Source organism: Actinomycetospora callitridis, from assembly GCF_028737265.1.
Lineage (GTDB): Bacteria > Actinomycetota > Actinomycetes > Mycobacteriales > Pseudonocardiaceae > Actinomycetospora > Actinomycetospora callitridis.
The window spans coordinates 256290-269204 of sequence record NZ_JAQZAK010000003.1 but is presented as its reverse complement, the minus strand read 5'-3'; the positions used below and the strand labels follow the sequence as shown (position 1 = coordinate 269204).

Annotated in this window: 14 protein-coding genes; all 14 read left to right on the top strand. The window is 75.0% G+C overall.

The features are described from left to right. Positions 1 to 2: 2 nt before the first annotated feature. The 14 genes from pyrF (at position 3) to PH191_RS12620 (ending at position 12913) form a co-directional block, all read left to right on the top strand. Positions 3 to 911 (top strand): orotidine-5'-phosphate decarboxylase, encoded by a 909-nt coding sequence (pyrF, locus tag PH191_RS12685; RefSeq protein WP_420791806.1) that lies wholly within the window; start codon positions 3 to 5, stop codon positions 909 to 911. 200 nt (positions 912 to 1111) lie between these two features. Next, positions 1112 to 1429, top strand: coding sequence for an integration host factor, actinobacterial type (mihF, locus tag PH191_RS12680; RefSeq protein ID WP_274194957.1), 318 nt, complete (start codon positions 1112 to 1114; stop codon positions 1427 to 1429). A gap of 4 nt (positions 1430 to 1433) precedes the next feature. After that, positions 1434 to 2096 (top strand): guanylate kinase, encoded by a 663-nt coding sequence (gene gmk / locus PH191_RS12675; protein ID WP_274194956.1) that lies wholly within the window; start codon positions 1434 to 1436, stop codon positions 2094 to 2096. Then, positions 2093 to 2371: a DNA-directed RNA polymerase subunit omega gene (gene rpoZ / locus PH191_RS12670; RefSeq protein ID WP_274186726.1), complete on the top strand. Its 279-nt coding sequence runs from the start codon at positions 2093 to 2095 to the stop codon at positions 2369 to 2371. The genes gmk and rpoZ overlap by 4 nt, the downstream gene beginning before the upstream one ends. Continuing rightward, on the top strand, positions 2368 to 3615 hold the full coding sequence (gene coaBC, locus PH191_RS12665; protein WP_274194955.1) for a bifunctional phosphopantothenoylcysteine decarboxylase/phosphopantothenate--cysteine ligase CoaBC: 1248 nt from the start codon (positions 2368 to 2370) through the stop codon (positions 3613 to 3615). The genes rpoZ and coaBC overlap by 4 nt, the downstream gene beginning before the upstream one ends. Before the next feature lie 146 nt (positions 3616 to 3761). Continuing rightward, positions 3762 to 4958 (top strand): methionine adenosyltransferase, encoded by a 1197-nt coding sequence (gene metK, locus PH191_RS12660; protein ID WP_274195289.1) that lies wholly within the window; start codon positions 3762 to 3764, stop codon positions 4956 to 4958. Between the two features lie 331 nt (positions 4959 to 5289). After that, entirely contained in the window at positions 5290 to 7443 is a 2154-nt protein-coding gene (locus tag PH191_RS12655) for a primosomal protein N' (protein WP_420791801.1), read from the top strand. A gap of 54 nt (positions 7444 to 7497) precedes the next feature. Beyond that, positions 7498 to 8061: a TIGR03086 family metal-binding protein gene (locus PH191_RS12650; protein WP_274194954.1), complete on the top strand. Its 564-nt coding sequence runs from the start codon at positions 7498 to 7500 to the stop codon at positions 8059 to 8061. A gap of 48 nt (positions 8062 to 8109) precedes the next feature. Further along, positions 8110 to 8661: a peptide deformylase gene (gene def / locus PH191_RS12645; RefSeq protein ID WP_274194953.1), complete on the top strand. Its 552-nt coding sequence runs from the start codon at positions 8110 to 8112 to the stop codon at positions 8659 to 8661. 3 nt (positions 8662 to 8664) lie between these two features. After that, entirely contained in the window at positions 8665 to 9591 is a 927-nt protein-coding gene (gene fmt, locus PH191_RS12640; RefSeq protein WP_274194952.1) for a methionyl-tRNA formyltransferase, read from the top strand. A 133-nt stretch (positions 9592 to 9724) separates the two neighbouring features. Then, positions 9725 to 11179 carry an RsmB/NOP family class I SAM-dependent RNA methyltransferase gene (locus PH191_RS12635; protein ID WP_274194951.1) on the top strand — a complete coding sequence of 485 codons (1455 nt, stop codon included), beginning with the start codon at positions 9725 to 9727 and terminating at the stop codon, positions 11177 to 11179. After that, positions 11176 to 11466, top strand: a complete 291-nt coding sequence (locus PH191_RS12630; RefSeq protein WP_274194950.1) for a hypothetical protein — start codon at positions 11176 to 11178, stop codon at positions 11464 to 11466. The genes PH191_RS12635 and PH191_RS12630 overlap by 4 nt, the downstream gene beginning before the upstream one ends. A gap of 52 nt (positions 11467 to 11518) precedes the next feature. Continuing rightward, positions 11519 to 12187 (top strand): ribulose-phosphate 3-epimerase, encoded by a 669-nt coding sequence (gene rpe, locus PH191_RS12625; protein WP_274195287.1) that lies wholly within the window; start codon positions 11519 to 11521, stop codon positions 12185 to 12187. A gap of 96 nt (positions 12188 to 12283) precedes the next feature. Further along, positions 12284 to 12913 (top strand): riboflavin synthase, encoded by a 630-nt coding sequence (locus PH191_RS12620; protein WP_274194949.1) that lies wholly within the window; start codon positions 12284 to 12286, stop codon positions 12911 to 12913. The last annotated feature ends 2 nt before the right edge of the window (positions 12914 to 12915 follow it).

The window sequence follows — 12915 nt, the reverse complement described above, 5'->3', positions numbered from 1 at the left end:
CCGTGAGCCGGGCCCCGTTCCGCCACCGGCTGCGCGAGGCGGTCGCGGCCCACGGCCCGCTCTGCGTCGGCATCGACCCGCACCCCGGCCTGCTCTCGGCCTGGGGCCTGGGCGCCGACGCCGCCGGGGTGGAGCGCTTCTCCCGGGGCGTGGTCGAGGCGCTCGCCGGGCACGTCGCGCTGCTCAAGCCCCAGGTGGCGCTCTACGAGGTGTACGGCGCGGCCGGCCTCGCGGCCCTCGAGCGCACGCTGGCCGACGCCCGGGAGGCCGGCGTGCTCACCGTGGCCGACGCCAAGCGCGGCGACATCGGCTCGACGATGGCCGGCTACGCCCGGGCCTGGCTGGCCGACGACGCCCCGCTCGCCGCCGACGCCCTCACGCTGTCGCCGTACCTCGGCGTCGGCTCCCTCGCCCCGGCCCTGGACCTCGCGGTCGCCACCGGTCGCGGCGTGTTCGTGCTCGCCCGGACGTCCAACCCCGAGGCCGCGGGCGTGCAGGCGGCGCAGGCGTGGGTCGCGGGCTCGGGGGGATCGGGCGCCCCGGGTGGTGGGCGCCGTATGCGCGAGGTCGCCCAGTCGGTGATCGACGCCCTCGCCGACCACAACGCGGCGCACCGCGACGGCCCCGGGGACGGGTCCGCCGGCGCGGTCGTCGGGCTGACGCGGGGCACCACCGGCCGCGACCACGGCCTCGACCTGTCCGCCCTCGACGGCCCCGTCCTCGTCCCGGGCCTGGGCGCGCAGGGTGGCACGCCCGCGGACGTGGCGACCGCCTTCGGCGCGCCCGACGCGCTCGGCGGCGGCACCGGACCGGTCGTGCCCGTCAGCGCCCGGGAGGTGCTCACCGCGGGCCCCGACCTCGGAGCGCTGAGAGCCGCGGTCGGAGCGCTGAACGGGTCACTGACGGGGTAGCCCGGCCGTGTGGTGCCGCTGACCGGACGATCACGAGCCGGTGGGCGCCACGGCCGTCCGACCTGCGGACACTCCCGCCCCACGGACTGTCGGAGCGGGCCGCGGGGGGTACGTTCGCCATCACTGGGCAAGCCAATACGCCACCACGGGAGGCCGGTCGCACCGACCGGAGCCCGTCGTCACGACCTTCGGAGGAGAACGTGGCATTACCCGAGCTGACCGAGGAGCAGCGGGCCGCGGCGCTCGAGAAGGCCGCCGCCGCTCGCCGTGCCCGGGCCGAGCTCAAAGAGCGCCTCAAGCGTGGAGGCACCAGCCTCTCCGAGGTGCTCGAGCAGGCCGACTCGGACGAGGTGCTCGGCAAGATGAAGGTCTCGGCGTTGCTCGAGGCCATGCCGGGCGTGGGCAAGGTGCGCGCCCAGCAGATCATGGAGCGCCTGGAGATCGCACCCAGCCGTCGCCTGCGCGGTCTGGGCGATCGGCAGCGCAAGGCCCTGCTCGACGAGTTCTCCGGCGAGTGAGCCGGTGACCCCACCCCCGACGCACGGGCCCGGCCGGCTGCTGGTGCTGGCCGGGCCGTCGGGGGTCGGCAAGAGCACGGTCGTCGCGGAACTGCGACGGATCGGCGCGCCGCTGTGGTTCAGCGTCTCGGCGACCACCCGAGCCCCGCGCCCCGGTGAGGTCGACGGTCGTGACTACCACTTCGTCACGGCCGAGGAATTCGACCGCATGATCGCCGAGGGCGAGCTGCTCGAGTGGGCGGAGATCCACCGCGGCATGCACCGTTCGGGCACGCCACGGGCTCCGGTGGACGAGCACCTCGCGCGGGGCGAACCGGTCCTGCTCGAGCTGGATCTCGCCGGGGCCCGTGCCGTGCGCGAGCAGCGCCCCGATGCGCTGTTCGTCTTCCTCGAACCCCCATCGTGGGAGGTGCTGGTCGGCCGGCTGATCGGTCGCGGCACCGAGGCGACGGAGGTCGTCGACCGCCGTCTGGCGACCGCACGCGAGGAACTGGCCGCGAGCAGCGAGTTCGACGTGACCGTGGTGAACCACGACGTCGGGGAGACCGCGCACCGGTTGGTAGAGTTGAGCGCCGGTCCTCCTGTCAGCCGTGCAGGTCGGGGGACCGCACCGACCCGCCGGACCGGTCTTGAGTCCGGCGCCACCCCCGCAGGAGCGAGCGAGTGAGCATTCCCATCGGACGATCCGGCATCATCGAGGGGCCGGAGGGCATCACCAACCCTCCGATCGATGAGCTGCTGGAGACGGTGAGCTCGAAGTACGCGCTGGTCATCTACGCGGCCAAGCGCGCCCGCCAGATCAACGACTACTACGCCCAGCTGGGCGAGGGTCTCCTCGAGTACGTGGGCCCGCTCGTCGAGCCCGGCCCGCGCGAGAAGCCGCTGTCGGTGGCCATGCGCGAGATCCACGCCGGCCTGCTCGAGCACACCGAGGGCGAGTGACCGAGGAGTCCACCCGGCCCCGGGAGATCGTTCTCGGGGTCTCGGGCGGCATCGCCGCCTACAAGTCCTGCGAGGTGCTCCGGCGCCTGCGCGAGGCCGGGAACCACGTCCAGGTCGTCGCGACGCGGTCCGCGCTCGAGTTCATCGGCGCGGCCACGTTCGAGGCGCTCTCGGGCCGGCCCGTGCTGACCGGCGTGTTCGAGAACGTGCCCGAGGTCGAGCACGTCGCCCTGGGGCGGCGTGCCGACCTCGTCGTGCTCGTCCCCGCGACGGCCGACCTGCTCGCCCGCATGGCCCAGGGGCGCGCCGACGACATGCTCACCACCACGCTGCTCACCGCGCGGTGCCCGGTGCTCGCGGTCCCCGCGATGCACACCGAGATGTGGGAGCACCCGGCGACCGTCGACAACGTCGCCACCCTGCGCCGGCGGGGCACCGTCGTCCTCGAGCCCGCGTCCGGGCGCCTGACCGGCGCCGACACCGGGCGCGGCCGACTGCCCGAGCCGCCCGAGATCGCCGAGTTCGCCCGGCTGCTGCTCGAGTGGGGGATCGATGACGGCGGCATGCCGTTCCCCCTGCCGCGTGATCTCGAGGGCCGCCGCGTGGTCGTCTCCGCCGGCGGCACCGCGGAGCCGCTCGACCCCGTGCGCACGCTCGGCAACCGGTCGTCGGGGCGCCAGGGCTACGCGCTGGCCCGCGTCGCGGCCCAGCGCGGCGCCGACGTGACCCTGGTGGCCGGCACGGTCGCCGACCTCGACCCGCCCGCCGGCGTCGAGCTCCGTCGCGTGCAGACCACCCGCGAGATGCGCGACGCCGTGCTGGACGCCGCCAAGGCCGCGGACGTGGTCGTGATGGCCGCCGCGGTCTCCGACTTCCGGCCCGCGTCGACGTCCGTCGGCAAGATCAAGAAGGGGCAGGACGCCCCCTCGATCCCGCTCGAGTTCAACCCCGACATCCTGCGCGAACTGGTCACCGAGGACGTCCCGCGCCGGCTCGTCGTCGGGTTCGCGGCCGAGACCGGCGACGACGGCGGCAGCGTCCTCGACTACGGGCGCGCGAAGCTCGAGCGCAAGGGGTGTGACCTTCTCGTCGTCAACGCCGTGGGGGCCGGGCGTGCCTTCGAGGTCGAGGACAACGAGGGCTGGCTGCTGGGTGCCGACGGATCGTCGCTGAGCCTGCCGATGGGCTCGAAGGCAGCACTGGCCGCGCGCGTGTGGGACGCCGTCGCCGAGCGGTTGCCCTGACGCGTTCGACTGATCGGCGCATTCTCACGATTCGTCGTTGAACACAACCGCTCTGTGACACGGTTGGCATTCAGCCTGGTCAGGGGCCTCGTGATTCCCGGGGTTGCCGTTAGTGTGGACGGGTCCCATTGTCGAGGCAGGGAGAGATTGTGCCCGCTAGGCGTTTGTTCACCAGCGAATCCGTCACCGAAGGCCACCCGGACAAGATCTGTGACGCCGTCAGCGACGGCATCCTGGACGCTCTGCTGGCGCAGGACCCGAAGAGCCGCGTCGCGGTCGAGACGATGGTCACCACGGGCCAGGTGCACGTTGCCGGCGAGGTGACCACCAACGCCCAGGTCAACTACGTGGACATCGTCCGCAAGACCATCCTCGACATCGGCTACGACTCGTCGGCCAAGGGCTTCGACGGCGAGAGCTGCGGTGTGTCGATCTCCATCGGCGCCCAGTCGAAGGACATCGCGCAGGGTGTCGACGAGGGCTACGAGACCCGCGTCGAGGGCTCCGAGGACGAGATCGCGCGACAGGGCGCGGGCGACCAGGGCCTGATGTTCGGCTACGCCGACGCCGACACCCCCGAGCTCATGCCGCTGCCCATCGGGCTGGCGCACCGGCTCGCGCGCAAGCTCACCGCGGTCCGTCGCGACGGCACGCTGCCCTACCTGCGCCCGGACGGTAAGACCCAGGTCACCATCGCCTACGACGACGACAAGCCCGTCGGCGTGGAGACCGTGGTCCTGTCGACGCAGCACGCGGCCGACATCGACCTGGACAACCTGCTGACCCCGGACATCAAGTCCAAGGTCATCAACCCGGTGCTCGAGGGGATCGACCTCGACTCCTCGAACACCCGCGTGCTGGTCAACCCGACCGGCCGCTTCGTCACCGGCGGCCCGATGGGCGACGCCGGCCTGACCGGGCGCAAGATCATCGTCGACACCTACGGCGGCTACGCCCGCCACGGCGGCGGCGCCTTCTCGGGCAAGGACCCGTCGAAGGTCGACCGCTCCGCGGCGTACGCCATGCGCTGGGTGGCCAAGAACATCGTGGCCGCCGGCCTGGCCAAGCGCGTCGAGGTGCAGATCGCGTACGCGATCGGCAAGGCCGAGCCCGTGGGCGTGTTCGTCGAGACCTTCGGGACCGCCCAGGTGGACCCGGCCAAGATCGAGAAGGCCATCCACGAGGTCTTCGACCTGCGCCCCGGCGCGATCGTGCGCGACCTGCAGCTGCTGCGCCCGATCTACCAGCCGACCGCGGCGTACGGCCACTTCGGCCGCGACGACCTCGACCTCCCGTGGGAGCGCACCGACCGCGCCGACGCCCTGAAGTCGATCGCGACGTAGGACGGCACCTCCCGGTGCAAGCCCTGCGTCCTCGCTTGCACTGAACGCGAGTATTTCCGCATCCTCGCGCGCCAGACCCACGCCGGCCCGGCACCTCGCACCTCGAGGTGCCGGGCCGGCGTGCGTGTCGGGGTTGCCAGCCTGGGGGCCACGCTGACGTTGAACGTCAGAAGAGCCACCATCTCGATCCCGCTCGGGTGATCACCTTTGAGCCGGGCGACGACTCGACTCCTCGTCGACATGGTGGACTTCCTGACGTTGAACGCCAGCGTGGCCCCCAGGCAGACGGACCCCGCGAGCCCGGTCGGGAGCGTCTGGTAGACGTGAGGTCGTGACGGTGGGTGAGGCGGGCGACGCGCTGTTCGCCGCGCCCGAGCGCCCGCCCGAGCCCGCACCCCCGGAGAAGCCGGAGAAGCCGGAGAAGCCGGAGAAGCCGGAGAAGCCGGAGAAGCCGGAGAAGCCGGAGAAGCCGGAGAAGAAGCCCCGCAAGCCCCTGCGCAACGAGCGCCTGCCCGCCGCCGAGCGCCCGGTGGCCCAGGTGGCCGTGGACGTCAACCTCGCGCACCTCGACCGACCGTTCGACTACCAGGTGCCCGAGCAGCTCGCCGACCAGGCGGTCCCCGGCGCGCGGGTGCGGGTGCGATTCGCCGGGCGGCTGGTCGACGGCTTCGTGCTCGCGCGGGAGGACACCAGCGAGCACACCGGCCGCCTGGGCTGGCTGGAGAAGGTCGTCTCCCCGGAGCCGGTCCTGGGCCCCGAGCTCGCCGGCCTCTGCCGGGCCGTCGCCGACCGCTACGCCGGGACGCTCGCCGACGTCCTGCGCCTCGCGGTGCCGCCACGTCACGCGCGGGTCGAGGCGGAGACGCCGGCGGAGCGCCCGGCCCCGGAGGCCCCGGAGCAGCACGGCTGGGGCGCCTACCCCCGCGGGCCGGCGCTCCTCGAGGCCCTCGCGGCGCACCGGCCCGCGCACGCCGTCTGGCAGGCCCTGCCGGGCGAGGACTGGCCGGCCCGTCTCGCCGAGGCCGCCGCCACCACGGCCACCGCCGGGCGGGGCGCCGTGCTCGTGGTGCCCGACCGGCGCGACCTCGACCGCGTCCAGGCCGCCTGCGAGGCCGTGGCGGGCGCGGACGCCGTCGTCGCCCTCGCCGCCGACCTCGGGCCCGCCGAGCGCTACCGGCGCTGGCTGGCCGTGGCGCGCGGGCAGGTGCGCATCGTCGTCGGCACCCGCGCCGCCGCGTTCGCCCCGGTCGTCGACCCGGGCCTGATCGCGGTGTGGGACGACGGCGACGACACGCTCGCCGAGCCCCGCGCGCCCTACCCCCACGCCCGCGACGTCGCCATGACCCGCGCACACCTCGACGGCGCGGCGCTGCTCGTCGCCGGGTTCGCGCGCACCGCCGAGGCCGCCCTGCTCGTCGCGAGCGGCTGGGCCCACGACGTCGTCGCCGACCGTGCCACCGTCCGCGCGCGCGGGCCCCGGGTCACCTCGATCGGCGAGGACGACCGCCAGCTGCTGCGCGACCCCGCGTCGCGGGCGGCCCGCATGCCGGGCGTGGCGTTCGAGGCGGCCCGGGCGGCCCTGGGCGCGGGCGCACCCGTCCTCGTCCAGGTCCCGCGCCGCGGTTACCTGCCCGCCGTGGCCTGCGCCCGCTGCCGCGAGCCCGCGCGCTGCCGTCGGTGCGCGGGTCCGATGGCGCTGCCGGCGGGTGCCGACGGGGTGCCGACGTGCCGCTGGTGCGGCACGCCCGACGCCGCCTACCGCTGCGGCGCCTGCGGCTCGCCCCAGCTGCGCGCGCTGGCCGTCGGCTCGGCCCGCACCGCCGAGGAGCTGGGCCGCGCCTTCCCACAGACCGTGGTGCGCAGCTCCGGCGGCGGGGCGACGGTGCTCGACACCGTGCCCGGCGGCCCGGCCCTGGTCGTCGCGACGCCGGGTGCCGAGCCGATCGCCGACGGCGGCTACGGGGCGGCGCTGCTGCTCGACGGCGCCGTGCTGCTCGCCCGGCCCGAGCTGCGGGCGGGGGAGGAGACGCTGCGACGCTGGTTCGGCGCGGCGGCCCTCGTGCGCCCGGCGTCCGAGGGCGGGCGGGTGGTCGTGATCGCCGAGTCCTCGACCGCCGCGGTCCAGGCGCTCGTGCGCTGGGACCCGGTCGGGCACGCCGCCACCGAGCTCGCCTCGCGCACCGAGCTGTCCCTGCCGCCGGCGATGCGCCTGGCCGCGGTCGACGGCCCGCCCCCCGCGGTGGCCGACCTGCTCGCGGCCCTGCCCGACGACGTCGAGGTGCTGGGCCCGGTCGAGCTGCCGCCGGGCACGAAGCTCCCGGGCGCCGAGGAGCGCACCGAGGGCGCCGAGCGCTGCCTCGTCCGCGTGCCCCGCACCGAGGGCCGCACGCTGGCCCGCGAGCTGCACGCCGCCCAGGCCGTGCGCTCGGCGCGCAAGGAGCGCGAGCCCGTCCGCGTGCTGCTCGACCCGCTCGACCCCTTGTAGACCCGAGCCGCGCCTGCCATTGTTCAACCGATAGGTTGAACACGAGGAGGCACCATGACCACCGAGACGCCCGCCGACCGCCACCGCGCCATCGCCGCGGTCTTCACCGACCGGGTCCACGGCGTCGCCGACTGGGACGTGCCGACGCCGGTGCCGGAGTGGACCGCGCGCGACGTCGTCGGCCACCTGACGACGTGGTCCGCCGGCTTCCTGCACGGGGCCGGCGTGACGCTGCCGCCGGGTCCCGACCCGGCCGACGACCCGGTCGGCGCCTGGGACGCCCACGCGGCGGCGATCCAGGCCCTCCTCGACGACCCGGAGAGTGCCGGGCGGACGATCGAGAACCCGCACATGGGCACGATGGAGCTCGGGGTGATGGTGGACCGGATCTACACCACCGACATCTTCATGCACACCTGGGACCTGGCCCGCGCGACCGGCCAGGACGACCGCCTCGACCCCGCCGTCACCGGCCCGGTCGTCGAGGGCATGGAACAGATGGAGGAGGTCCTGCGTGGTTCCGGGCAGTTCGGCGTGCGGGTGCCGGTGCCCGACGACGCCGACGCGCAGACCCGCCTGCTGGGGTTCATCGGTCGCGACCCCGACTGGAAGCCCTGACCGCCGAGACTCCCTAGACTGGACGGTCGACGCCCCGAGAGAGGACCGATGACCGCCCAGCCCCTGCGCCTGTTCGGCGACCCCATCCTGCGCACGAAGGCCGAGCCCGTCGTCGACTTCGACCGCGAGCTGCGCACCCTCGTCGCGGATCTGCACGAGACGATGCGCGAGGAGGGCGGCGCCGGGCTGGCCGCCCCGCAGATCGGCGTCGGGCTGCGCGTGTTCGTCTTCCGTGCCGACGGGGTCGAGGGCCACATGGTCAACCCGACGTGGAACGCCGCCGACGACACCGAGCAGTTCGGCCCCGAGGGCTGCCTGTCCATCCCCGGGCTGCGCTTCGACTGCCGCCGCTTCGAGCACGTCGTCGCCTCCGGCTGGGACCTCCACGGCGAGCCGCAGACCGTCGAGGGCACCGCGCTGGTCGCCCGGGCGATCCAGCACGAGACCGACCACCTCGACGGGGTGCTCTTCCTCGACAAGCTCGACCCCGAGACGCGACGCGAGGCGATGGCCGAGATCCGCCGGGCGCCGTGGTTCGACCTGGCGGCGCCGCCGACGGTGAAGACGAGCCCGCACCCGCTCTTCGGCCGGGCCACCTGAGACGTGCGCATCGTCTTCGCGGGCACCCCCGAGCCCGCCCTGCCCGCCCTGCGCGGTCTGCTCGCGAGCGCCCGGCACGAGGTCGTCGCCGTCGTGACGCGCCCGGACGCCCCGGTCGGGCGGTCGAAGCAGCCGCAGCGCAGCCCCGTCGGCGCCCTGGGCGACGAGGCCGGAATCCCGGTCCTGACCCCGGCGAAGGCCTCCGAGCCCGCGTTCCTCGAGCAGCTGCGCGCGCTCGCGCCCGACTGCTGCCCCGTGGTGGCCTACGGCAACCTGCTGCGCCGCGAGGCCCTCGACATCCCCGTGCACGGCTGGGTGAACCTGCACTTCTCCCTGCTCCCGGCCTGGCGGGGTGCCGCGCCGGTGCAGGCCGCGATCCGCGCCGGCGACGAGGTCACCGGCGCGAGCACGTTCGCGCTCGAGGAGGGCATGGACACCGGGCCGGTCTACGGGACGGTCACCGAGGAGATCGGGCGCCACGACACCGCGGGCGCGCTGCTCGCCCGCCTCGCCGAGTCGGGCGCGGTCCTGCTCGAGCACACCCTCGACGGCATCGCCGACGGCACGCTGTCGCCGGTGCCCCAGCCTGCCGACGGCGTCTCCTACGCCCCCAAGGTGACCGTCGACGACGCCCGCGTCGTCTGGACCCACCCCGCGCCCGCCGTCGACCGTCTGGTGCGCGCGGTGACGCCCGCACCGGGGGCGTGGACGACGTTCCGCGAGGCCCGGCTCAAACTGGGCCCCGTGCTGACCACCGGCGAGGGCGGGCTCGACCCCGGCGCGATCCGCGTGGAGCGCGGCCGCGTCCTCGTCGGGACGGCCGGCGCCGCCGTCGCGCTCGGCGACGTCCAGCCCGGCGGCAAGCGCCCCATGGCCGCCGTGGACTGGGCGCGCGGCGTGCGTCCCGAGACCGGGGAGCGGTTCGAGTGACCGGGTACGTCGTCACAGAGGCGAGCGAAGCGACGGGGTACATCACAGAGGCGAGCGAAGCGACGGGGTACATCACAGAGGCGAGCGAAGCGACGGGGTACATCACAGGGGCGAGCGAAGCGACGGGCTCACGATGACCGACAGCTCCGTCCCGCCCGGTGGGCACCGCTCGGGCCGCGGGCCCCGCAAGCGGGACGACAAGCGCCGCAGCGGGCCGCCCCGTGGCCGCCAGGGCCCCAACCGCCCGCCCACCGGCGACCCCGCCCGCGAGGCCGCCCTCGACACGCTGCGCGCCGTGCGCGAGGACGCCGCCTACGCGAACCTCGTCCTGCCCTCCCTGCTGCGCGAGCGCCGGATCTCCGGGCGGGACGCGGCGCTGGCCACCGAGCTCGCCTACGGCGCCTGCCGGGCCCAGGGCCTGCTCGACGCCGTGATCGGTGCCTGCGTCGACCGCCCCCTCGACGGGCTCGACGGCGTCGTCCTCGACACCCTGCGGCTGGGCACCCAGCAGCTGCTGCGCACCCGCATCCCCCCGCACGCCGCGGTGGGCGCGGCCGTGGAGCTGGTGCGCGCCCGGGCCGGGTCGCGGCCCACGGGCTTCGTCAACGCCGTGCTGCGCAAGGTCGCCGAGCACGACGAGGCCGCGTGGGTCGAGCGGCTCGCGCCGTCGGACGACCTGGGGCGGCTCGCCTTCACCCACGCGCACCCGCGGTGGATCGCCGAGGTCTTCGCGCGCGCCCTGGGAGGTGAGGAGGAGCTGGCCGCCGCCCTCGCCGCCGACGACACCCGCCCCGCCGTGCACCTCGCCGCCCGTCCCGGGGAGATCTCCGCCGAGGAGCTCGCCGCGATCACCGGCGGCGAGGAGTCGCCCTACTCGCCCTACGGCGTCCTGCTCACCGAGGGCGGCGACCCCGGGGACCTGGCCCCGGTCCGCGAGGGCCTGGCCGTGGTCCAGGACGAGGGCAGCCAGCTCGTCGCGCTCCTGGCGACCCGTGCGCCGGTGGACGGGGAGGACACCCGCTGGCTCGACCTGTGCGCGGGGCCGGGCGGCAAGGCCGTGATGCTCGGGGCGCTCGTCGCGATCGAGGGCGGCACCCTCGACGCCGTCGACCGTGCCCCGCACCGTGCGCGGCTCGTCGAGCAGGCGACCGAGGGCCTGCCGGTGCGGGTCCACACCGGCGACGCCCGGGAGCTCGCGCTGCCCGAGACCGCCTACGACCGCGTGCTCGTCGACGCCCCGTGCACGGGTCTCGGCGCGCTGCGCCGGCGTCCCGAGGCCCGGTGGCGCCGGCAGCCCGACGACGTCGCCGAGCTCACGGCGCTGCAGCGCGAGCTCCTGCGCGCCGGCCTCGAGCGCACGCGTCCCGGCGGCGTCGTCACCTACGCGACGTGTTCGCCGCACCCCGACGAGACCGCCGCCGTCGTCGCCGCGGTCGCGGCGGAGACCGGGGCCGAGGTGCTCGACACCCCGGGGCTGCTGCCGGAGGTGCCGGACACGGCGCTGCCGGACGGCGCGCCGGGCCTCCAGCTGTGGCCGCACCGCCACGGCACCGACGCGATGTACGCCGCGGTCCTGCGCAAGCGGTGAGACCGGTCCTCGACTGGTGGCTCGCCGACCGCACGCGGGGCGGGCCGGGCTCGGCGCCGTGGGTGGTCGGGCAGTGGCCGAACCCCGCGCTGGTGGTCTTCCTGCTCGCCCTGGTGGCCCGCCTCGTGGTCCCCGACCCCGCCACCGCGGAGGCGCTGGTCCTCGTCGGACGGGGCGCGTTGCTCGTCTGGGGGCTCGACGAGCTGGTCCGCGGAGTGAACCCGTTCCGCCGGGTGCTCGGGCTCGGGGTGGGCGGATGGCAGGTCGCCGGGCTCCTGACCGCCTGACGCCGTGACCGTCGTCGGGGCCACTACCATCCGTCACGTGTCCCGCATCCCGATGATCGCCCCGAGCATCCTCTCCGCCGACTTCGCGCGGCTCGCGGAGGAGGCGGCCGCGGTCCCGGGTGCGGACTGGCTGCACGTCGACGTGATGGACGGGCACTTCGTGCCCAACCTGACCCTCGGGCTGCCCGTGGTCGAGGCGCTGGAACGGTCGACCGCCATCCCGCTCGACTGCCACCTGATGATCAACAACCCGGATCGGTGGGCCCCCGGGTACGCCGAGGCCGGGTCGCGCAACGTCACCGTGCACGCGGAGGCCGCGCACGACCCCCGGGGGTGCGCGCGCGACATCCGGGCGGCGGGCGCCCTGGCCGGGCTGTCGATCAAGCCCGGCACCCCGCTCGAGGACTGGGTCGAGGTCCTGCGCGACTTCGACACCCTGCTCGTCATGAGCGTGGAGCCCGGCTTCGGCGGGCAGAGCTTCATGCCCGAGGTGCTCGACAAGGTGCGTACGGCGCGGCGCCTGGTCGACACCGGGCACCTGACCGTCCTCGTGGAGATCGACGGCGGGATCAGCGCGAGCACGATCGAGCAGGCCGCGGAGGCGGGCGTCGACTGCTTCGTCGCAGGGTCGGCGGTCTACGGCGCCGAGGACCCGGGCCGCGCGGTCGCCGCCCTGCGGGCGCAGGCCGTCGCGGCGTCCGATCACCTCGACGAGGGGTGAGAGAGGAGTCACCACGGTGGTGCTGCCGGGTGACGACGTCGTGAGGATGATGGCGGGCGGGCAGCGTCGTCCGGACCAGTCAGCGAGGAGACCGCAGTGTTCACGGGGATCGTCGAGGAGATCGGCGAGATCGTCGGCGTCGTCGGACAGGACGACGCGGCGCGCCTGCGCGTGCGCGGCCCCCTGGTGATCTCCGACGCCCGCCCCGGCGACTCCATCGCCGTCAACGGCGTGTGTCTCACGGTCACCGAGCCGACCTCGGACGAGTTCGGCGTCGACGTCATGGGCGAGACGCTGCGCCGCTCCAGCCTGGCGGGCGCGACGGCCGGGACGCGCGTCAACCTCGAGCGCGCCGTGGCCGCGGGCGACCGCCTGGGCGGGCACATCATGCAGGGCCACGTCGACGGCACGGCCACCGTCGTCGAGCGCACCGAGCACGCGCAGTGGACGACGCTGCGGTTCCGGGTCGCGGCCCAGGAGGGTGGCGGACCGGGCCTCACCCGCTACATCGTCGAGAAGGGCTCGATCGCCGTGGACGGCGTGAGCCTCACCGTGACCGAGGTCGACGACGACTCGTTCGCCGTCGGGCTCATCCCGACCACGCTGCGGGAGACGACCCTGGGGGAGCGCACCGTGGGCTCCACGGTCAACCTCGAGGTCGACGTGGTCGCCAAGTACGTGGAGCGGCTCGTGGGATTCCAGGCCGGTACATCGCAGGGGAAGTAGGA